This is a genomic window from Bordetella sp. 2513F2, from assembly GCF_054642735.1.
Genome location: NZ_CM137755.1, coordinates 501,763 through 521,436, shown reverse-complemented (window position 1 = coordinate 521,436; position 19,674 = coordinate 501,763). Strand labels below are relative to the sequence as shown.

Annotated in this window: 18 protein-coding genes; 6 read left to right on the top strand and 12 right to left on the bottom strand. The window is 69.0% G+C overall.

What is annotated here, in order from left to right; translation table 11 throughout:
• Positions 1–28 precede the first annotated feature (28 nt).
• Positions 29–874 carry a prepilin peptidase gene (locus ACYBYQ_RS02460; protein WP_459616813.1) on the bottom strand — a complete coding sequence of 282 codons (846 nt, stop codon included), beginning with the start codon at positions 872–874 and terminating at the stop codon, positions 29–31.
• A 167-nt stretch (positions 875–1,041) separates the two neighbouring features.
• Here ACYBYQ_RS02460 and ACYBYQ_RS02455 point away from each other — a divergent pair, with 167 nt between their 5' ends.
• Entirely contained in the window at positions 1,042–1,824 is a 783-nt protein-coding gene (locus ACYBYQ_RS02455; protein ID WP_459616812.1) for a copper resistance protein NlpE N-terminal domain-containing protein, read from the top strand.
• 13 nt (positions 1,825–1,837) lie between these two features.
• Here the strand turns inward: ACYBYQ_RS02455 and ACYBYQ_RS02450 are convergent, their stop codons facing one another.
• From ACYBYQ_RS02450 to ACYBYQ_RS02435, 4 genes are all read right to left on the bottom strand, one after another.
• Positions 1,838–2,080, bottom strand: a complete 243-nt coding sequence (locus tag ACYBYQ_RS02450; RefSeq protein WP_459616811.1) for a response regulator transcription factor — start codon at positions 2,078–2,080, stop codon at positions 1,838–1,840.
• Between the two features lie 86 nt (positions 2,081–2,166).
• Entirely contained in the window at positions 2,167–3,009 is an 843-nt protein-coding gene (gene panC / locus ACYBYQ_RS02445; RefSeq protein WP_459616810.1) for a pantoate--beta-alanine ligase, read from the bottom strand.
• A gap of 42 nt (positions 3,010–3,051) precedes the next feature.
• Positions 3,052–3,936 (bottom strand): segregation and condensation protein A, encoded by an 885-nt coding sequence (locus tag ACYBYQ_RS02440; RefSeq protein WP_459616809.1) that lies wholly within the window; start codon positions 3,934–3,936, stop codon positions 3,052–3,054.
• A 23-nt stretch (positions 3,937–3,959) separates the two neighbouring features.
• Positions 3,960–4,148 carry a DUF3460 family protein gene (locus ACYBYQ_RS02435; protein ID WP_459616808.1) on the bottom strand — a complete coding sequence of 63 codons (189 nt, stop codon included), beginning with the start codon at positions 4,146–4,148 and terminating at the stop codon, positions 3,960–3,962.
• Positions 4,149–4,253: 105 nt separating this feature from the next.
• Here ACYBYQ_RS02435 and ACYBYQ_RS02430 point away from each other — a divergent pair, with 105 nt between their 5' ends.
• Entirely contained in the window at positions 4,254–5,696 is a 1,443-nt protein-coding gene (locus tag ACYBYQ_RS02430; RefSeq protein ID WP_459616807.1) for a DHA2 family efflux MFS transporter permease subunit, read from the top strand.
• A complete protein-coding gene (glpK, locus tag ACYBYQ_RS02425; RefSeq protein WP_459616806.1) occupies positions 5,693–7,204 on the top strand; it encodes a glycerol kinase GlpK in 1,512 nt (503 codons plus the stop codon). Before ACYBYQ_RS02430 ends, glpK begins: the two co-directional genes overlap by 4 nt.
• Before the next feature lie 10 nt (positions 7,205–7,214).
• On the opposite strand, the gene ACYBYQ_RS02420 is transcribed toward glpK, so the two are convergent.
• The 6 genes from ACYBYQ_RS02420 to ACYBYQ_RS02395 all read right to left on the bottom strand — a co-directional run bounded on the left by ACYBYQ_RS02420 (position 7,215) and on the right by ACYBYQ_RS02395 (position 13,346).
• Positions 7,215–7,823 (bottom strand): suppressor of fused domain protein, encoded by a 609-nt coding sequence (locus ACYBYQ_RS02420; protein ID WP_459616805.1) that lies wholly within the window; start codon positions 7,821–7,823, stop codon positions 7,215–7,217.
• Positions 7,824–7,955: 132 nt separating this feature from the next.
• Positions 7,956–8,981: a Bug family tripartite tricarboxylate transporter substrate binding protein gene (locus tag ACYBYQ_RS02415; RefSeq protein ID WP_459616804.1), complete on the bottom strand. Its 1,026-nt coding sequence runs from the start codon at positions 8,979–8,981 to the stop codon at positions 7,956–7,958.
• Between the two features lie 126 nt (positions 8,982–9,107).
• Positions 9,108–9,848 carry an amino acid ABC transporter ATP-binding protein gene (locus ACYBYQ_RS02410; protein WP_459616803.1) on the bottom strand — a complete coding sequence of 247 codons (741 nt, stop codon included), beginning with the start codon at positions 9,846–9,848 and terminating at the stop codon, positions 9,108–9,110.
• A gap of 59 nt (positions 9,849–9,907) precedes the next feature.
• Positions 9,908–11,005 carry an amino acid ABC transporter permease gene (locus tag ACYBYQ_RS02405; RefSeq protein WP_459616802.1) on the bottom strand — a complete coding sequence of 366 codons (1,098 nt, stop codon included), beginning with the start codon at positions 11,003–11,005 and terminating at the stop codon, positions 9,908–9,910.
• 1 nt (position 11,006) lies between these two features.
• Positions 11,007–12,197, bottom strand: a complete 1,191-nt coding sequence (locus ACYBYQ_RS02400) for an amino acid ABC transporter permease (RefSeq protein WP_459616801.1) — start codon at positions 12,195–12,197, stop codon at positions 11,007–11,009.
• 132 nt (positions 12,198–12,329) lie between these two features.
• Complete coding sequence (locus tag ACYBYQ_RS02395) at positions 12,330–13,346, bottom strand: amino acid ABC transporter substrate-binding protein (protein WP_459616800.1); 1,017 nt, start codon at positions 13,344–13,346, stop codon at positions 12,330–12,332.
• Between the two features lie 217 nt (positions 13,347–13,563).
• On the opposite strand from ACYBYQ_RS02395, the gene ACYBYQ_RS02390 reads away from it, so the two are divergent.
• The 3 genes from ACYBYQ_RS02390 (at position 13,564) to cheD (ending at position 15,928) form a co-directional block, all read left to right on the top strand.
• On the top strand, positions 13,564–14,235 hold the full coding sequence (locus tag ACYBYQ_RS02390; protein WP_459616799.1) for a cell division ATP-binding protein FtsE: 672 nt from the start codon (positions 13,564–13,566) through the stop codon (positions 14,233–14,235).
• Positions 14,232–15,140: a cell division protein FtsX gene (locus tag ACYBYQ_RS02385; RefSeq protein WP_459616798.1), complete on the top strand. Its 909-nt coding sequence runs from the start codon at positions 14,232–14,234 to the stop codon at positions 15,138–15,140. The genes ACYBYQ_RS02390 and ACYBYQ_RS02385 overlap by 4 nt, the downstream gene beginning before the upstream one ends.
• Positions 15,141–15,277: 137 nt before the next feature.
• The gene (gene cheD, locus ACYBYQ_RS02380; RefSeq protein ID WP_459616797.1) at positions 15,278–15,928 is read left to right on the top strand and encodes a chemoreceptor glutamine deamidase CheD; all 651 of its coding nucleotides are present in this window, start codon (positions 15,278–15,280) and stop codon (positions 15,926–15,928) included.
• Between the two features lie 74 nt (positions 15,929–16,002).
• Here the strand turns inward: cheD and ACYBYQ_RS02375 are convergent, their stop codons facing one another.
• A complete protein-coding gene (locus tag ACYBYQ_RS02375) occupies positions 16,003–19,608 on the bottom strand; it encodes an indolepyruvate ferredoxin oxidoreductase family protein (protein ID WP_459616796.1) in 3,606 nt (1,201 codons plus the stop codon).
• Between the last annotated feature and the right edge of the window lie 66 nt (positions 19,609–19,674).

Sequence of the window (19,674 nt, the reverse complement as noted above, 5' to 3'; positions counted from 1 at the left end):
TCCAACCCATGGTGCCGCGCAGGGCGGCTCAGCGGTACCAGAACACCCAGGCGGGCTCGCCCATGGCCAGCAGCATCAGGATACCGCCCATTGCCAGATAGGGGCCGAACGGCAGGGCATGGCCACGCCCGATGCGGCCGGCCAGCCGCAGGCCGATGCCCACCACCGCGCCGGCCAGCGAAGCGCCCAGCAGCAGCCATGGCACGGCTGCCAGGCCGAACCAGGCCCCGAGCGCGGCCATGAGCTTGAAGTCGCCATAGCCCATGCCCTCGCGCCGGGTAAGCAGCCGGAAGGCATGGAACACGACCCAGAGGAACAGATACCCCGCCACCGCCCCCAGCACCGCGAGAGGCAGGGGCGCCAGGCCGTCGCCGCGCAGGTTCACCAGCAGGCCGGCCCAGGCCAGCGGCAAGGTGAGCGCGTCGGGCAGCAGGCTGGTTTCGAAGTCGATCCAGGCCAGCACCAGCAGCGTGGCCGCCAGGCCCATGCCGCAGAGGGCCATGGGCGTGGCCCCGAAGCGCCAGGCGCAGGCCGCGAACAGGCCGGCGGTGGCCAGCTCCATGGCGGGGTAGCGCCAGCCTATAGGCGCGGCGCACTGCCGGCAGCGCCCGCGGGCCGCCAGCCAGCCGACCAGCGGCAGCGCGCGCCAGCCGCGCACCGACGCCTGGCATCCGGGGCAGTGCCAGCCCGGACGCAGCAGGTCATACGGCGCGGCATCCGATGCATCGGCCTGTTCCGCCTGGGCGCGCCACTCGCGCTCCATCATGCGCGGCAGCCGGTGAGCCGGCACCGTGAGCCAGCTGCCGACCAGCAGCCCGGCCAGGGCTGCCAGCACGATGGCCAGCACGGGGTCTATGGGGAAGGCATGCCACATGGGGATCGGGCCGGCGGTGCATCGCCGGCGGCCTGTAGGAGACGCCGCATTATTCCGGCTGCGGCGCAATAGTTCAAACCGGCGCGGCCGTATCGGAGCCTGCCATAAGTGCGTAGAATCGCCAGCTGAGTATTGCTGCAACCCGCACCGTATCCGGACCGATCCCCATGCCCGTCCCCCGCGCCTCTTCTGCAACGTGTTTCCGTCCCGGCGCCGTGGCCGCGCTGCTGCTGGCCGCCGCCGCGCTGGCTGGCTGCGCCCAGCAGCGCAGCAGCGGCTACTACGACCGGCCGCGCGAAAGTTCGATCACCGATGCCCAGTACCAGGGCCAGGGCGCAGGCTACCGCACCGTGGTGCAGGCGCCGTCGCAGGTGCAGATCGGCCTCAGGGGAGACGAAAACCGTACGCACCAGGCTGCCGCGCCCGGCGTGCCGGGCACCGACGATACCCCGGCGCCCCCTCCGCCATCCGGAGGCGCCAACGCGCGCATGGTGCCGCAACCTGATGCCAAACCCGCCGCACCCGCCGCGGCGCCCGGCGAAGGCGCAGCCGACCCGGCCATCCAGGCCTTCCTGCCGCAGGCGCAAACCTACCTGGGCACGCTGCCCTGCTTTGCCGGCGCAATGCAGTGCGAGGCGCAGCGCGTCACGCTCACCCTCGCGCCCAATGGGCGCTGGCGGGCCCGCACGACCTACCTGGCGGCCACTGCGCAGAACGCGCCCGTGGCCGAGCAGGGCTGCTGGAACGCCACGGCCGGCCGGCCTGTGCATGTGATGCTGCTGGATGCGACAGGCAACACCCGCGCCGAACTGGTGTCTTCGGCGAACAACGTGCTGCGCGTGCGTTCGGTGGTGGGCCATGTGCCCAACCTCAGCTACAACCTCACCCGCCAGCCCGACCTCGACCCCATCGGCGAGCTCGACAAGCAGCCGGCCCCGCGCTGCCCGTAGCGCGCCGGCAGGGCTATCCGCGGCGGTGCGGGCAGAGGCGGCAGGCCAGCTCCATGGCATTGCGCACGCCCAGCTTGCGGAAGATGCGGGCGCGATGCGCCTCGGCAGTCCGCATGGAAATGCCGAAGTCGATGGCGATGACCTTGTTGGGCCGGCCCGCCGCCACATAAGTGAGCAGCTCGCGCTCGCGCGGCGTGAGGGTGGCCAGCGGTTCGGGCACGGGCTCGGCCAGGGTTGAGGGGTTGCCACAGTGCATGTACGCCTCGCTGCAATCCAATGTTGCACAAGTGTGTCACGACGTAACCAACCCTGAAACTGCCAATTCTGGCAGTGACCTGAACGCTACAGCTCCAGGTTGTCGATCAGGCGCGTGTCGCCCAGCCGGGCGGCAGCCAGCACCACCAGCGGCTCGCCGGCGGTGATCTCCGAGGCAGCGGGGACCTTCAGGTCGCGCTGGCGGCGCAGCGCGACGTAATCAACCTGCCAGCCGCGCGCGACCAGGCCGCGCACGGCCCGGTCCTCGATCTCGGCCGGGTCGCTGGCGCCGTCGCGCACCTGCTGGCGCACGGCCTCCAGGGCCGCATAAAGGGCCGGCGCCTCGGCGCGCTGGGCCTCGCTGAGATAGCGGTTGCGCGAGGACAGCGCCAGGCCGTCCCCGGCGCGCACGGTCTCGTGCGCCACGATGTCCACGGGCAGCTGGAACTGGCGGCACATGTTGCGCACCACCATGAGCTGCTGGTAGTCCTTCTTGCCGAACACGGCCACGCGCGGCTGCACGCAGGAGAACAGCTTGAGCACCACGGTACAGACGCCGGCGAAAAATCCCGGGCGGAATTCACCCTCGAGGATGTCGCCCAGCTCGTCGGGAGGCTGCACGCGGTAGTTCTGCGGCTCCGGATACATCTCACGCTCGTCGGGCGCGAACAGTACGTAGACGTCGCGCTGGCGCTCGAGCTTGGCGACGTCGTCGGCCAGCGTGCGCGGGTAGCGGTCGAAGTCTTCGTTGGGGCCGAACTGCAGCCGGTTGACGAAGATGCTGGCCACCACCGGATCGCCGTGGTGGCGCGCCAGTTTCATCAGCGCCAGGTGGCCGTCGTGCAGGTTGCCCATGGTGGGCACGAAAGACACTCGGGTCTGGCCGCGCAGGTGATCGCGCAGTTCCTGGATGGTGTGTACGACTTTCAAGGGAATGCTCCGGGAGGCTCGGCTGGCGGTGGGCGCCGCCGCTCAGGCGGCTGCGGCACTGGTGTAGGCCAGGCGCACGTAGATGGGCGCGTAGGGCTCGGCCTGAGTGATCTCGAGCAGCGACTCGCGCGCCAGCTCGAGCATGGCGATGAAATGGACCACCACCACCGCGGTCGGCGCGCCCGCGCGTATGCGCTCCATGAAGAGCTCGCCGAATTCCATGAAGCGGACTTCGTTCAGGCGGCGCAGGATGTGCGTCATGTGGTCGCGCACCGACAGCTGTTCGCGGGTGATGTGGTGGTGCTGGTTGAGGCGGGCGCGCTTCATGATGTCGGCCCAGGCCTGCCGCAGGTCGTCGACGCTGACCTCGGGCAGCATGCGTTCCACGCTGACTTCGGCGGCCGCCTGGGCCCGCACGAAATCGCGGCCCAGCTGAGGCAGCGCGTCGAGCTTGCGGGCCGCCAGCTTCATCTGCTCGTACTCGAGCAGCCTGCGCACCAGTTCTGCGCGAGGGTCCTCGGGCTCTTCGCCCGTGTCGGACTTCTTCACGGGCAGCAGCATGCGCGACTTGATCTCGATCAGCAGCGCCGCCATGAGCAGGTACTCGGCGGCCAGTTCCAGGTTGTGGGTGCGGATCTGGTCGACGTAGGACAGGTACTGCCGCGTGACATCCGCCATGGGGATGTCCAGCACGTTGAAGTTCTGCTTGCGGATCAGGTAGAGCAGGAGGTCGAGCGGCCCCTCGAAGGCCTCCAGGAACACCTCCAGCGCATCGGGCGGTATGTAGAGGTCGTTCGGCAGCTGGAACAGCGGTTCGCCGTACAGGCGCGCGAAAGCAACGCTGTCGACGGTGTCGGGGGTGCTGTCGACCTGGGGTTCCACCAGCGCAGCCAGGTCGTCGCCCGGAATGGAGGCGTTGTGGGTCATGGGCGCGACCGGCGGCTCACCGGTCAGTCGGCCTGGTAGACGTAGGGCTTCTGCGGCACGCGCGCGGCCCGGAACGATTCCAGCAGGTCCAGGTCCTGGGGCTTGTCCCAGAGGCGCGCGCGACCTTCGCGCTGGCGCTCTTCCACGTCGGGATGCTGGGCCTTGTATTCCTTCAGGAAGCGGGTGATGTCGGATTCGTAGTGGGTGGCCATGGTTGCATGCGGTGATGCGGTTGACGATGCTGAGAGTTTACTTCAGCGGCGGAATGCCCCGTCCCCCGGCGTTACAATCGTGCCACGCCCGCCACTGCCGCCTCCATGCCTGCCGAATCCCCCACCGCCCCAGCCCCTTCCGCCGCCGAGGCGGCCCGCGCCGCCCGCATGATCCCTTTCATCGTCGGTTGCGCGCTGTTCATGCAGATGCTGGATTCCACCGTGGTGGCGACCGCCCTGCCGGCCATGGCAGCAGCCCTGGGCTCGAGCCCCGTGCGCCTCAACGTGGCCATCACCTCCTACCTCCTGGCCGTGGCCGTGTTCGTTCCCGTCAGCGGCTGGGCGGCCGACCGCTACGGCGCCAAGCGGGTCTTCATCGCCGCCATCGCCCTGTTCACCCTCAGCTCGGTGGGCTGCGCCCTGTCGCAGAACCTCGGCCACCTGGTCGTCGCCCGGGTCGTCCAGGGCATGGCGGGCGCCATGATGGTGCCGGTCGGCCGGGTCATCCTGCTGCGCATCGTGCCCAAGGAAGACCTCCTCAAGGCCATGTCCTTCCTGTCGATCCCCGCGCTGCTGGGGCCGGTGATCGGCCCGCCGCTGGGCGGGTTCATGGTCACCTACATGTCATGGCACTGGATCTTCCTGATCAACATCCCCATCGGCATCTTCGGCATCGCGCTGGTGATGCGCCACGTGCCGGACATCCGCGAGACCGGCACGCCGCGGCTGGACTTCACCGGCTTCCTGCTGAGCGCGGTCTGCCTGGCCGCCCTGGTCAGCAGCTTCGAGTCGATCGGCCACGGGCTGCTGTCGCCCGCCTGGATGGCGGGGCTGCTGGCCGTGGGCCTGGCCTGCGGCGTGCTGTACGTGCGCCACGCACGCCGCGTCGACCATCCCATCATCGACCTGTCGCTGATGCGCATCCCGACCTTCGCCATCTCCACCCTGGGCGGCAACCTGTGCCGCTTCGCGGTCGGCGGCACGCCGTTCCTGCTGGCCATGCTGCTGCAGGTGGGCTTCGGCCTGACGCCGTTCCAGGCCGGCCTGATCACCTTCGCCAGCGCCGCCGGCGCGCTGCTCATGAAGTTCGTGGCCACGCCCATCGTGCACCGCTTCGGCTTTCGCCGGGTGCTCATGGTCAATGCGCTGCTCACGGGGCTGTTCGTCATTGCCTGCGGGGCCTTCACGCCTGCCACCCCGGTGTGGCTGATGATCGGGGTGCTGCTGGTCGGCGGCTTCTTCCGGTCGCTGCAGTTCACCGGTGTCAACACGCTCAGCTTTGCCGACATCCCGCCGGGGCGGATGAGCCAGGCCAGCAGCTTCTCGGCCATGGCGCAGCAGCTGGGGATCAGCCTGGGCGTGGGCGTGGCCGCGGTGGCCATCAATCTCAGCATGAACCTGCGCGGCGCGGATCGGCTGGAAATCCCCGACGTAGTGGTAGGCTTTGTGGTGATCGGCGCGATGTGCATGCTGTCGGCCCTGTCGTTCCGCCGCCTGGCGCCGCAGGCCGGCGCCGAGCTCAATGCCGCAAAGAGGAGGCCTACATGACCAAGCACGAGTTCGTACTCGCCCTGGACCAGGGCACCACGAGTTCCCGCGCCATCGTGTTCGACCGCAGCGGCTCGGTGCGCGGCATCGGCCAGCGCGAATTCCGCCAGTACTACCCGCGCCCCGGCTGGGTCGAGCACGATGCCATGGAGATCTGGCAGTCCCAGCTCGAGGTGGCGCGCGAGGCCTTGCGCAACGTGGGCGCCACCGCCGCCGACGTGGCCGCCATCGGCATCACCAACCAGCGCGAGACCACCCTGCTCTGGGAACGCGCCACCGGCCGGCCGCTGGCCCGGGCCCTGGTCTGGCAGGACCGCCGCACCGCGCCGCTGTGCGAGAGCCTGCGCCAGCAGGGACACGCCGACATGCTGCAGGCGCGCACCGGCCTGGTGGTGGACGCCTATTTCTCCGGCACCAAGCTGGCATGGCTGCTGGACCACGTGCCGGGCGCGCGAAAAGCCGCCGAGCGGGGCGAGCTGGCATTCGGCACGGTGGACACCTGGCTGGTGTGGCAGCTCACCGGCGGCGCGGTGCACAGCACCGACCCCGGCAACGCCGCGCGCACCATGCTGTTCGACATCCACAAACAGGACTGGAGCGACGAGATCCTGTCCCTGCTGGATATTCCGCGCAGCCTCCTGCCTGCCATCGCGCCCAGCAGCGGCGAGGTGGGGCAGTCCCTGCCGGAATGGTTCGGCGGCAGCATTCCCATATCCGGCGTGGCCGGAGACCAGCACGCTGCCACGTTCGGCCAGGCCTGCTTCCGCCCCGGCATGGCCAAGAACACCTACGGCACCGGCTGCTTCATGCTCATGAACGTGGGCGAGGAACCCGTTGCCTCGCACCACAACCTGCTGTCCACCGTGGGCTGGGGCATGCCCGAAGCCGGGCGCTGGCGCCCCACCTACATGCTGGAAGGCGGCATCTTCATGGCCGGGGCGGCGGTCCAGTGGCTGCGCGACGGCCTGGGCATCATCCCGCGCTCCGCCGACGTCGAAGCCCTGGCGGCGCAGGTGGGCGGCACCGACGACGTGTTCGTGGTGCCGGCATTCGCCGGCCTGGGCGCGCCGCACTGGGACCCCTACGCGCGCGGCACCATCGTGGGCCTGACGCGCGGCACCACGCGCGCGCACATCGCGCGCGCAACGCTGGAATCGATCGCGCTGCAAAGCGCCGAATTGCTGGCGTGCATGAAGGCCGACAGCGGCATCGCGCTGTCGGAGCTGCGGGTCGACGGCGGCGCCGCGCGCAACGACCTGCTGATGCAGATGCAGGCCGACCTGCTGGGCGTGCCCGTGGTGCGCCCGCGCGTGCCCGAATCCACGGCGCTGGGCGCCGCGGGCCTGGCCGGACTGGCGGCCGGATTCTGGGAATCGCAGGAAGAATTCGCCGCCCAGTGGCAGCCGGACCGCCGCTTCGAGCCGGCATGGCCCGAGGACGCCCGCCAGGCGCGGATCGCGCGCTGGCGCCAGGCCGTCGAACACGCCAAGGGCTGGGCCCGGGGCTGAGGCGCCGGGCTCAGAACAGCGAGGGGCGATCCAGCGAATAGATGTCGGGATCGGCCTCCACCAGGGCGTCCTCGAACGCCTCCTGGCCCTCGCGCTCGAGGTAGGCGCGCTCGGCCTCGGAGATCGGCACGACCTGCAGCCAGTTCACCTGCGTTCCGTCGAACGCCACCGGCGGGAATTCCGTATCGTTCCAGGCGTAGGGCGCGCACAGGTATAGGTGCGGCACGGTGGTTTCCGGATAGTACTCGGACACGCAATCCGGCAGCACGCTGCCCGAGCGCACGGCCTGGCCGGCCCGCATCAGCACGAAGGCGGCCGTGCTGAGGATGCCGCCCCATTCTTCCTGCTCGTGGGGCGCCTCGGCGCAGAGCTCGACCTGCGTGCTCATGGGGCTGCCGTCGTCCTGCCGCAAGTCCAGCTCGAACAGGCCGATGGTGCTGTACGACACCAGGCCCTCGTAAGGGCTGTCGTCCACTTCGATGATGTCGATGGACAGGTCCAGCGCATCATGATGCCAGGCGTGCACGACCGGCTCGCCCCCGAAGACGGCCCAGGCGTGACGGGCCACCGTCTTGCGCTGGGGCGACGGAGGCGTGGAGGAATGGGAGTCAGTGGGCAAGGTGGTCATCCGTCGGTGTGCGCCCTGCTGCCCGCCGTCGCGACGGGCAATCCGGGCCGGTGATGGGAACGGTCATTGTATGCCCCGGACCGCCCCCTGCGGATGTAACCGGAAGCGCGGCGCCGCCGCGCGTCAGTTCAGGCTGGCGCCGGAGAGCTTCACCAGCTCCTGGTACTTGCCCTTCTCCGTCTTGACGAACTCGGCGAATGCCTCGGGCGTCATGGGCTGCGCTTCGGAGCCCATGGTGAGCAGGCGCTGGCGCACGTCGGGCTGGCGCATGGCATCGGCATAAGCCTGGTTCAGCCTGGCCACCACGTCGGCCGGCACGCCGCCGGTGGTGAACACGCCGAACCAGGTGCCCAGGTCGAAGCCCGCCACGCCGGCCTGCTGCACCGTGGGCACATCGGGCAGCAGCGAGGAGCGCTCGGTGGTGGTGACCGCCAGCGCCCTGACCTTGCCGTCCTTGATCAGCGGCGCGGCCGCGGCCAGGTTGTCGAACATGAAGTCGGACTGGCCCGCCAGCAGCGCCATCTGGGCCGGCGCGGCGCCCTGGTAGGGGATGTGCTCGGCGACGATGCCGGCGCGCGCCTTGAGCAGCTCGCCTGCCAGGTGGCCGGCGCTGCCGTTGCCGCCCGAGCCGAAATTCAGCTTGCCCGGGTTCTTCTTGGCGTAGGCGATCAGGTCCGCCAGGGTCTTGATGCCATTGCGCTCCACGAAATCGGTGTTCGCGACCAGCACGTTGGGCACCGAGGCCACGATGGTGACGGGCGCGAAGTCCTTGATGGGGTCGTATGGCAGGTTGGCGAACAGCCACGGGTTGATGGCGTGGGTGGCGACCGCCCCCATGCCCAGCGTGTAGCCGTCGGGCGCCGCCTTGGCGATGAGATCCGCGCCGATGTTGCCGCCGGCGCCCGAGCGGTTCTCCACGATCACGGGCTGGCCCAGCGATGCGCGGACTTTCTCCGCCAGCAGGCGGGCCATGGCGTCGAGCGGGCCGCCGGGGGGATACGGCACGATGAAGCGCAGCGGCTTCTCGGGGTAGCCCTGGGCCAGCGCGGCCGACGGGGCGATGCCCAGTGCGGCGGCCAGGGCCAGCGCGCCGCCCAGCAGTGCGCGGCGGATGGAAGAACGGGGGGATGAGGCGGACGGGCGGACCATGGGCAGAGTCTCCTGCTTGTTGCTGTCTGTGTTGATATGGCGGGGCAAGCATAACCGATGCCCCGCCTGCCGCTGCCGCGAATATGCCGCCTGCGCCGCCTCTGTTCCCCGGATGGCGCCGGCCCCTCAGTGCAGGATCTGGCTGAGGAACAGCTTGGTCCGCTCGTTCTGCGGGTTGTCGAAGAACGCGTCCGGGCTGTTCTGCTCGATGATCTCGCCGCGGTCCATGAAGATCACCCGGTTCGCCACCTTGCGCGCGAAACCCATCTCGTGGGTGACGCACAGCATGGTCATGCCGCTTTCCTGGGCCAGGCTCACCATCACGTCCAGCACCTCCTTGACCATTTCGGGATCCAGCGCGGAGGTGGGCTCGTCGAACAGCATGACCTTGGGATTCATGCACAGCGAACGCGCGATGGCCACCCGCTGCTGCTGGCCGCCCGACAGCTGGCCGGGGAACTTCTTGGCCTGCTCGGGGATGCGCACCCGCTCGAGGTATTTCATGGCCGTGGCTTCGGCTTCGGCGCGCGGCTTCTTGAGCACCCAGGTGGGCCCCAGCGTGAGGTTCTCCAGCACCGTGAGGTGCGGGAACAGGTTGAAGTGCTGGAACACCATGCCCACGTCGCGGCGGATCGCCTCGATCTGCTTGAGGTCGTTGGTGAGCTCGGTGCCCTCGACGATGATCTTGCCCTGCTGGTGTTCCTCCAGCCGGTTGATGCAGCGGATCATGGTGGACTTGCCCGATCCCGAAGGGCCGCAGATGACGATGCGCTCGCCGCGGGTCACTTCCAGGTTGATGTTGCGCAGCACGTGGAACTGGCCGTACCACTTGTTCACGTCCTGCATACGAATGATGGCATCCGACATGCCTGTACTCCCGTAATGGTCGCAAGCCGCGCCGCCGGCGGCGGCGCGGCGGGTTGTTCTTATCTCGCGTGGCCGGTCTGCAGCCGTTTCTCGAGCGCCTGGCTGTACTTGGACATGGAATAGCAGAAGGCGAAGTAGATCAAGGCGATGAAGACATACGCCTCCACGCTGAATCCGCGCCATGCCGCGTCCGCCAGCGCCGCCTTGGCGGCCAGCGTCAGGTCGAAGATGCCGATGATCACCACCAGCGAGGTGTCCTTGAACAGCGCGATGAAGATGCTCACCAGCGGCGGGATCACGATCTTCAGCGCCTGCGGCAGGATGATCTTGCGCATCTGCTGCCAGTAGGTCAGGCCCAGCGAATCGGCGCCCTCGTACTGCCCCTTGGGTATGGCCTGCAGCCCCCCGCGCACGGTTTCGGCGATATAGGCCGCCGCGAACAGGATGATGGCGATCTGCGCGCGCAGCAGCTTGTCGATCGAGAAGCCCTCGGGAAGGAACAGCGGCAGCATCACCGACGACATGAACAGCAGGCTGATCAGCGGTACGCCGCGGATGAGCTCGATGTAGACGACGCACAGGGCCTTGATGGCGGGCATGCGCGAACGCCGTCCCAGCGCCAGCAGCACCCCGAAGGGAAAGGCGATGGCGATGCCGAAGGTGGACAGGATCAGCGTGATCGGCAGGCCGCCCCAGCGGGAATTCTCGACGTGGCTCAGGCCGAGCACGCCGCCCCACATCAGCACGGCCACCGCCGCCAGGCCCACCACCCAGATCACGGCCAGGCTGGCATTCCAGAAGCGCCGCATGCCGCTGCACACCACCACCGCCACGAGGATGATGCAGGCCAGCAGGGGGCGCCATTGCTCGTCGTAGGGATAGGTGCCGAAGAGGATCAGGCGGTGCTTCTCGACGATGAAGGCCCAGCACGCCCCGGAACTGGCGCGGCATTGGTCGGCGGTGCCGCTGTAGGTGGCCTGGATCAGCGCCCAGTCGATCAGCGCAGGCACCGCCATGATGATGAACCAGACGGCCAGCAGCGTGAGCAGGATGTTCAGCGGCGAGGAGAACAGCCGCGTGCGTATCCAGTGCCCGGCGCCGATGTGGCTGCCGGGCGGGGGCAGGCCCTCGGTGGATGTATGCGTGGTGCTGCTCATGTCAACGCTCCACCAGCGCGATGCGCTTGTTGTACCAGTTCATGAACACCGAGATCGACAGGCTCACGGTGAGGTAGGCCGCCATGATGATGAGGATGCCCTCGATGGCCTGGCCCGTCTGGTTGAGCGTGGTGTTGACCACCGACACGATGTCCGGGTAGCCGATGGCCACGGCCAGCGAGCTGTTCTTGGTGAGGTTGAGGTATTGGCTGGTCATGGGCGGGATGATCACGCGCAACGCCTGGGGCAGCACCACGAGGCGCAGCACCAGCCCGCGGCGCAGGCCCAGCGAGCTGGCGGCTTCCCACTGGCCATGGCTGACGGCCTGCACGCCGGAGCGCACCACTTCGGCCACGAAGGCCGAGGTGTAGATCACCAGGCCGGCGAGCAGCGCGGCGAACTCCGGCGACAGGGTAAGCCCGCCGGCGAAGTTGAAGCCCTTGAGCACCGGCATGTCGAGCGTGAGCGACATGCCGCTGAGCAGCCAGCCCAGCACCGGAAGGCCGACCAGCAGGATCAGCACCCAGCGCCCCAGCGGGAACAGGTGGCCCGTCTGCGCATGGCGCTTGCGGGCCCAGTTGGCCAGCACGACGATGGCCACGATGGCCAGGCCCAGGCCGGCCAGGATCCAGTCCAGCGAGGCGCCTTCCAGGCCCGGCACCTTGAGGCCGCGGTTGGACAGGAACACGCCCGGCAGCGGATTGTGCGCCTGGCGCGGGCCCGGCATGCTCTCGGTGATGATGGCATACCAGAAGAAGAGCTGCAGCAGCAGCGGCACGTTGCGCATCACCTCGACGTAGATCGAGGTCAGCCGCGAGATGAGCCAGTTCTTGGAGAGCCGCCCGATGCCGATGAGCGTGCCCAGGATGGTGGCCAGGATGATGCCCAGCACGGCGACGCGCAGCGTGTTGAGCAGCCCGACCACGATGGCCCGGCCATAGGTATGGGAAGGATCGTACGCGATGGCCGTCTCGCCGATGGCGAAGCCGGCCTCGCGATCCAGGAAACCGAAGCCCGTGGAGATGTTGCGCACGGACAGGTTGGTGAGCGTGTTCGATACGAGGAACCAGACGCCCAGGGCCACGGCGCCCAGCGCGATGACCTGGTAGACGACGGCGCGCACGCCGGGGTCGTTCCAGGACAGCCGCCGCGGGGGAGCCGGGACGGGGGCATTGTCGGGGGAAGTAGCCATGAAGGAGATCTACGGAAGTCGGACATCGCCGGACGTGCCGTGCACGTCCGGCGCTCCTGCCACCCGGCCGCGCGGGGAGGCGGGAAACGGGCGAAGCCCCGCTGGGGCTTCGCGCTCAGGCAGCGCTGCGGCTCAGCGCACCGGCCAGCCGTACATCAGGCCGCCGTCCTTGTACGAGGCGTTCAGGCCGCGCTCGAGCTTCATGGGGCTGCTCTTGCCCAGGGTGCGCTCGAAGCTCTCGCCGTAGTTGCCCACCTGCTTGATGATGGTGTAGGCCCACTTGTCGTCCACGCCCAGGTTCTTGCCCATGCCCGGGGTCACGCCCAGGATGCGCTGGATGTTGGGATTGGCGCTCTTGGTCATTTCGTCGACGTTCTGCGAGGTGATGCCGTACTCCTCGGCTTCGAGCATGGCGTTGAGCGACCAGCGCACCACGTTGAACCACTGCTCGTCGCCCTGGCGCACCATGGGGCCGAGCGGCTCCTTGGAGAAGTCCTCGGGCAGGATCACGTACTTGTCGGGATCGGCCAGGGTGGTGCGGGTGGACGCCAGCTGCGACTTGTCGGTGGTGAAGGCGTCGCAGCGGCCGGACGAGAACGCACGGACGATTTCGTCGTACTTGTCGATGACGACCGGCTTGAACTCGATCTTGTTGCCGCGGAACCAGTCGGCCAGGTTGAGCTCGGTGGTGGTGCCGGGCTGCACGCAGATGGTGGCCCCGCCGAGCTCCTTGGCGCTCGAGACGCCGAGGTCCTTGGAGACCATGACGCCCTGGCTGTCGTAGTAGTTCACGCCGGCGCCGATCAGGCCCAGGGTGGTGTCGCGCGTGAGGGTCTGGGTGGTGTTGCGGGTGAGCACGTCGACCTCGCCCGACTGCAGGGCGGTGAAGCGCTGCTGGGTGTTGAGCGGGGTGACCTTGAACTTGGTGGCGTCGTTGAACATCGCAGCGGCGACGGCGCGGCACATGTCGACGTCGATGCCCTGCCACTGACCCTTGCTGTCGGCGATCGAGAAGCCGGGGATCCCGGTGGACACGCCGCACTGGACGAAACCCTTCTTCTTCACGTTGTCGAACGTGGCGCCGGCGTGGGCCGCCGACGTAGCGGCGAACAGAGCGGCGCCGAGCGCGGCGAGTTTCAATGCTTTCATTGCTGATCTCCGTATGGGGGTCTTTCTGAAGCTGCGCACCCCGGGTAGGCCGTGCGCTTGGCGGCATCGTAGCGTTTGGACAAATTAGGGGACATGGGGGAAATCCCTTTGCGCCCGGCCGACAAAACGGGGACGGATTTTTCCTTCACCCCCTGGGCCGCCCTTGCCGGCGCCCCGCTCCGGCACGGTACTATTGCGGCTTCACTTCGGCGTCGCCATGATCGAATTCCAGCACGTCTTCAAATCGTACGGACGCGGCCGCAACATCCTGGCCGACATCAACTTCCGGATCACCGCCGGCGAGTTCGTCTTCGTATCGGGCCCCTCGGGCGCGGGCAAGTCCACCCTGCTCAAGCTCATCGGAGGGCTGGAGCCGCCCACGCGAGGATCCATACAGGTCAACGGCCAGCGGCTCGACAGGCTGTCGGCGCGCGCCAGGCCCTACCTGCGCCGCGCCGTGGGCGTGATCCTGCAGGACACCCACCTGCTCTACGACCGCAGCGCGCTGCAGAACGTCATGCTGCCCCTGGCCGTGCTGGGCCACCCCGCCGATGCCGCCACCACCCGCGCCCGCGCCGCGCTCGACAAAGTGGGGCTGGCCGGCAAGGAAGACCTCAACCCCATCGAGCTGTCGGGCGGCGAGCAGCAGCGCCTGGCCATCGCCCGGGCCATCGTGAATCGCCCCGCCATCCTCATCGCCGACGAACCCACTGCCAACCTCGACTCGGGCAACGCCCAGCGCATCATGAACGTCTTCCGGGACTTCAATCGCGTCGGCGTCACGACGCTGATCGCCTCGCACGACCGGGCCCTCATGGCCGGCTATGCCAGCCGCACGCTCAGCATCGACCACGGCCGCTTCCACGACACGCACGGAGGCGAGGCATGAAGGCCTGGCTGAGGCAGCATCGCTACGCCCTGTCCGTCACCTTGCGGCGCCTGCTCCGGCAGCCGCTCTCGTCGCTGGCCAACATCCTGGTCATGGCCCTGGCCCTGGCCCTGCCGCTGCTGGGCACCGCCATCCTGGTTTCGGTGCAGCCGGTGGCGCGCCAGCTGTCGGTCACGCCCGAACTCACGGTCTTCATGCAGCCCGGCGCCCCCGCCGAGGCCTCCCGCGCCGTGGCCGACCGCATCGCCCGCGAAGCCGGCACCCAGGTGGCGGCGGTGCGCGTGGTGCCGCGCGAAGAGGCGCTGTCGGCCCTGCGCCGGGATCCGGCCTGGGACGAAGCCCTGGCCGTGCTGCCGGACAACCCCCTGCCGGACGCGGTGGTCGCCACCCTGGCCGACGGGCCCGACCTCGCAGCCAGGGCCGCCGCGCTGGCCGACCAATGGCGCACCTGGGAGCAGGTCGACCAGGTGCAGCTCGACAGCGCCTGGGTGCAGCGGCTGGAGGCCATCCTGCGGTTCGCGCGCATCGGCCTGCTGTTCCTGGCGGCCTGCGTGGCCGTGGTGGTGCTGGCCACGGTGTTCAATACCGTGCGCCTGCAGGCCATGACGCAGCGCGAGGAAATCGCCGTGGCGCGGCTGGTGGGCGCCACCGAGTCCTTCGTGCGCCGCCCCTTCCTCTACCAGGGCGCGCTGACGGGCGCACTGGCCGCGCTGCTGGCGATCGGCGCGGCGGCCATCGCACTGGCGCCCCTGAACGACGCGCTGCTGGGCCTGGCGCGCAGCTACGGCGCGCAGTTCGCCCTGCGCCTGCCCGGCGTGCCGGTGCTGGCCTGCGCGGTCGTTGCCGCCGGTGTGCTGGGCGCACTGTCGGCGCGCTGGTCAGTCACCCGGAGTACCCGGTTTTAAGCAGCTTGTTCCGCCGATCGACACGCCCCGGCCCGGCGTACATTGATGCGGCAGTGCTCCGGTATACTCAGGCGCAAGATGTAACATTTGGCGCATTTTGTTTCGATCCACTACCATTCCTGCATCGAACCACGCCCATGCCGTCCGCCGCCAAAGCACTCGCCACGCGCCACTATTTCGACAGCACGTTCAAGTGCAAGGCGGTCAAGATCCTGCCCAACGAGTATTACGTCACGCACGGCGAAGAGCTCATGCTCTCCACCGTGCTGGGCTCGTGCGTGGCTGCCTGTGTGCACGATCCCGTCACCGGCGTGGGCGGCATGAACCATTTCATGCTGCCCGAGGGCGACACGCAGTCGCCTTCGTCGGCCACCATGCGCTACGGCGCCTTCGCCATGGAGGTGCTGATCAACGAGCTGCTGAAGGCGGGCGCGGCCCGCGAGCGGCTGGAAGCCAAGGTGTTCGGCGGGGGGGCCGTGCTCAGCGCCATGCAGCAGATGAACATCGGCGAACGCAACGGCCAGTTCGTGCTGAACTATCTCAAGCTCGAAGGCATTCCGGTGCGCGCCCAGGATCTCGGCGACGTGCACGCCCGGCGCATCAATTATTTCCCCGGCAGCGGCAAGGTGATGGTGCGCAAGATGAAGCCCAACCACGAGAAAGCCGAGGCCGTGATCCTGCAGCGCGAGCTCGAGGTGGCCCAGACGGTGCAGGCGCAGACCCGGGCGGCGCAGCGCGTCGAGCGCTTCCCGGGCCCCTCGCGCATGCGCATCGAGCGCTTCGACTAGGACCTGTTAACAGGCCCAGGACGTGCCGGCGCCCCCCGGCCGGCTGCAGCCGGGGCCGACGAAGCTGATCGGCATCAGGCCGCGCGCTGCCCGATGGGCAGCACCCGGGCGCTGAATTCGCGCAACAGCTGCTCGCGCCGCTCCGCGGCGCGGCGCATCGCTGCTTCCTTCACGTGGCCGTAGCCGCGGATTTCCTCGGGCAGGCTGGCCAGGGCCACGGCCTTGTCGAGGTTGCCGTGGTCGAGCCTGGGCAGGATGGCGGCGATATCTTCTTCGTACTGCCGTATGAGGCCCCGCTCGGCGCGCCGCTCGGCCGTATAGCCGAAGGGATCGAACGGCGTGCCGCGCAGCCGGCGCAGCTTCGCCAGCATCCCGAAGGCGCGCAGCATGCCGGGGCCATACTGGCGCTTGACGAGATGCCCCTGGGCATCGCGCCTGGCAAACAGCGGCGGAGCCAGGTGGAAGTTGAGCTTCCAGTCGCCCTCGAAGCGCTCGCGCACCTGGGCCAGGAACACGCCGTCGGTGTAGAGGCGGGCCACTTCGTACTCGTCCTTGTAGGCCATGAGCTTGAAGGCGTAGCGCGCCACGGCCAGCGCCAGCCGGTCGGTGCCGGTGGCTGCCTTCTCGGCCTGCGCCACGCGCTCGACCAGGTCTGCATAGCGCCGGGCGTAGGCGCGGTCCTGATAGGCCTCCAGGAATTCGCGGCGGCTCGCCACCAGGGCGGCCAGCTCGCCCGCGGGGCGCCTGAAGTCCACGACGGCGCCCTGGCCGCGCCTCACCTCTACATAATCGGCCGGTGCAGGCGCCTGCGCCTGCTGGATGCCGAGCAGGGCCTGCACCGCCGCCAGGTCGTGGGCGGCCCGGCGGCCCCAGGCAAAGGCCGCCAGGTTGTTCTCGATCTGCTGGCCGTTGAGCTGGATGGCGCGCTGCAGCGCGGCCTCGCCCAGGGGCAGCCAGCCCTTCTGGTACGCATAGCCCATCATCAGGGGATTGGCGTAGATGGCGTCGCCGAGCAGGCCCACGGCCAGTTCGGCGGCATCCACGGTGTCGACATGCCCCGCCTCGCAAGCCGCCGCCAGCGCGCCGCGCAGGTCGGCTTCGGGCAGCTTCCAGTCGGGGTTGCCCACGAAGGCCGCGGTCGGCGCCACGTCGCTGTTGAGCAGCACGCGCGTGCGGCCCGGCCGCATGCGCGCCACCGATTCCTGCCCGGTGCCCACGACCAGGTCGCCGATGAGCACCACGTCGGCCTCGCCCATGGCCACCCGGGTGTTGAGCAGTTCGCCCGGGGTGGGCGCCAGCACCACGTGCGAATAGACCGCGCCGCCCTTCTGGGCCAGGCCGGCCATGTCCAGCACCGAGCAGCCCTTGCCCTCGATGTGCGCCGCCATGCCCAGCAGCTGCCCGATCGTGACCACGCCGGTTCCGCCCACGCCGGCGATGAACACGCCGTAGTGGCCGCGCAGTTCCGGCGACGCCGGATCGGGCAGCCCTTCGGCGGGATCGCCCTTGCCGCCCGCCGGTTGCGGCCGGCGCAGCTTGCCGCCTTCCACCGTGACGAAACTGGGGCAGAAGCCCTTCAGGCAGGAGTAGTCCTTGTTGCAGCTGGACTGGTTGATGGTGCGCTTGCGGCCGAATTCGGTTTCCAGCGGCTCGACCGACAGGCAGTGCGACTTTTCGGAGCAGTCGCCGCAGCCCTCGCATACACGGTCGTTGATGAGCACGCGCCGGGCCGGGTCGGGATAGGCGCCGCGCTTGCGCCGGCGCCGCTTCTCGGTGGCGCAGGTCTGGTCGTAGATGAGCACCGACACGCCCCGATGGGCGCGCAGCTCGCGCATCACTTCGTCCAGGTCGTCGCGATGGCGCACCGGCACGCCCGGCGCCAGACCCGACACGCCCTGGTATTTGCCGGGCTCGTCGGTGACGATCACGATCTTCTCGATGCCCTCGGCCGCCACCTGGCGGGTGATCATGGGCACGTCGATGGGACCGTCCACCGGCTGCCCGCCGGTCATGGCCACCGCGTCGTTGAAGAGGATCTTGTAGGTGATGGGCACCTTGGCCGCCACCGCGGCGCGGATGGCCAGCAGCCCCGAATGGTAATAGGTGCCGTCGCCGAGGTTGGCGAACACGTGCTGCTCCTCGGTGAACGGGGCCTGGCCCAGCCAGGGCACGCCCTCGCCGCCCATCTGGGTGAAGACCTGGGTATTGCGCCCCATCCAGGTCACCATGTAGTGGCAGCCGATGCCGGCCATGCCGCGCGACCCCTCGGGCACCCGGGTGGAGGTGTTGTGCGGACAGCCCGAACAGAACCAGGGCTTGCGCTCGGCCACCACGCGCGGGCGCGCCAGCGCCTGCTCGCGCTCGCGGATGAAGGCCAGGTGCGCCTCGATGCCGGCGCGCACGTCCTCGGGCAGCTCGAAGCGCAGCAGGCGCGCGCCGATCACCTTGGCGACCATGGCGGGGGAGAACTCATAATGCGCCGGCAGCAGCCAGTTGCCCTGCGGCACCGACCATTCGCCGCCGTCCTTGTCGTCGAACTTGCCCACCACGCGGGGGATCTTCTTGCCCGAGCCGATCCGGCTGAAGAGTTCTTCCTTGAGCTGATACTCCAGCACCTGGCGCTTTTCCTCCACCACCAGAATCTCGTCCAGCCCGTCGGCGAACTGCTGCACGCCCGTGGCCTCCAGCGGCCACACCATGCCTACCTTGAAGAGGCGCAGGCCGATGCGGCGGCACACGGATTCGGTGAGCCCCAGGTCGGACAGCGCCTGGCGCGTGTCGAGATAGGCCTTGCCGGACGTCATGATGCCGAAGCGCGCCTGCGCGGCGGGCACGTTCCAGAGCTCGTGGTTGAGCCTGTTGGCGCGCGCGTACGCCAGCGCCGCGTAGAGCTTGTAGTCGAGCAGCCGCGCCTCTTGCTGCAGCGGCGTGTCGGGCAGCCGGATGTTCAGCCCGTCGGGCGGCATGACGAAGTCGTCGGGCAGCACGATGGACGCGCGCTCGGCGTCGACCTCCACGGATGCCGAGGCCTCGACGATGTCGGTGATGGTCTTGAGGCCGACCCATACGCCGGCATAGCGGCTCATGGCCCAGCCGTGCATGCCGAAGTCCAGCACTTCCTGCACGCTGGCCGGGAACAGCACCGGAATCATGCAGGCCTTCAGGATGTGGTCGCTCTGGTGGGGCAGCGTGGAGGACTTGGCGGGGTGGTCGTCGCCGGCCACCACGAGCACGCCGCCGTACCGCGACGTGCCGGCGGCATTGGCATGCTTGAAGACGTCGCCGCAGCGGTCCACTCCCGGGCCCTTGCCGTACCACATGCCGAACACGCCGTCGTACCGGGCGCCGGGAAACAGGTTCACCTGCTGGGAGCCCCACACCGCGGTGGCAGCCAGGTCTTCGTTGATGCCGGGCTGGAATTCCACATGGTGGGCCTTGAGGTACTTGGCCGCCTTCCACATGTTCTGGTCCACGCCGCCGAGCGGCGAACCGCGATAGCCCGAGACGAAGCCGGCGGTGTTGAGCCCGGCGCGCTCGTCGCGCTGGCGCTGCATCATGGGCAGGCGCACCAGCGCATGGATGCCGCTCATCCAGGCGCGGCCCGTGGCGAGGGTGTATTTGTCGTCGAGCTGGACAGCGTCGAGCGCCGCGCGCTGCGCGGGCGAGAGGGGGGCATTCATGTCTACTCCGTTGGTGTGGGGTTTCCGCACGGCGCCCGGCGAGCTCTTGTGAAGCGATGGGCAAAC

Coding starts and splice junctions, on each gene's coding strand:
- glpK (WP_459616806.1), top strand. CDS start 5,693: ATGACCAAGCACGAGTTCGTACTCGCCCTGGACCAGGGCACCACGAGT.
- ACYBYQ_RS02435 (WP_459616808.1), bottom strand. CDS start 4,148: ATGGCCACCCACTACGAATCCGACATCACCCGCTTCCTGAAGGAATAC.
- ACYBYQ_RS02440 (WP_459616809.1), bottom strand. CDS start 3,936: ATGACCCACAACGCCTCCATTCCGGGCGACGACCTGGCTGCGCTGGTG.
- ACYBYQ_RS02385 (WP_459616798.1), top strand. CDS start 14,232: ATGAAGGCCTGGCTGAGGCAGCATCGCTACGCCCTGTCCGTCACCTTG.
- ACYBYQ_RS02405 (WP_459616802.1), bottom strand. CDS start 11,005: ATGAGCAGCACCACGCATACATCCACCGAGGGCCTGCCCCCGCCCGGC.
- ACYBYQ_RS02390 (WP_459616799.1), top strand. CDS start 13,564: ATGATCGAATTCCAGCACGTCTTCAAATCGTACGGACGCGGCCGCAAC.
- ACYBYQ_RS02395 (WP_459616800.1), bottom strand. CDS start 13,346: ATGAAAGCATTGAAACTCGCCGCGCTCGGCGCCGCTCTGTTCGCCGCT.
- cheD (WP_459616797.1), top strand. CDS start 15,278: ATGCCGTCCGCCGCCAAAGCACTCGCCACGCGCCACTATTTCGACAGC.
- ACYBYQ_RS02415 (WP_459616804.1), bottom strand. CDS start 8,981: ATGGTCCGCCCGTCCGCCTCATCCCCCCGTTCTTCCATCCGCCGCGCA.
- ACYBYQ_RS02400 (WP_459616801.1), bottom strand. CDS start 12,197: ATGGCTACTTCCCCCGACAATGCCCCCGTCCCGGCTCCCCCGCGGCGG.
- ACYBYQ_RS02430 (WP_459616807.1), top strand. CDS start 4,254: ATGCCTGCCGAATCCCCCACCGCCCCAGCCCCTTCCGCCGCCGAGGCG.
- ACYBYQ_RS02450 (WP_459616811.1), bottom strand. CDS start 2,080: ATGCACTGTGGCAACCCCTCAACCCTGGCCGAGCCCGTGCCCGAACCG.
- ACYBYQ_RS02455 (WP_459616812.1), top strand. CDS start 1,042: ATGCCCGTCCCCCGCGCCTCTTCTGCAACGTGTTTCCGTCCCGGCGCC.
- ACYBYQ_RS02410 (WP_459616803.1), bottom strand. CDS start 9,848: ATGTCGGATGCCATCATTCGTATGCAGGACGTGAACAAGTGGTACGGC.
- ACYBYQ_RS02375 (WP_459616796.1), bottom strand. CDS start 19,608: ATGAATGCCCCCCTCTCGCCCGCGCAGCGCGCGGCGCTCGACGCTGTC.
- ACYBYQ_RS02460 (WP_459616813.1), bottom strand. CDS start 874: ATGTGGCATGCCTTCCCCATAGACCCCGTGCTGGCCATCGTGCTGGCA.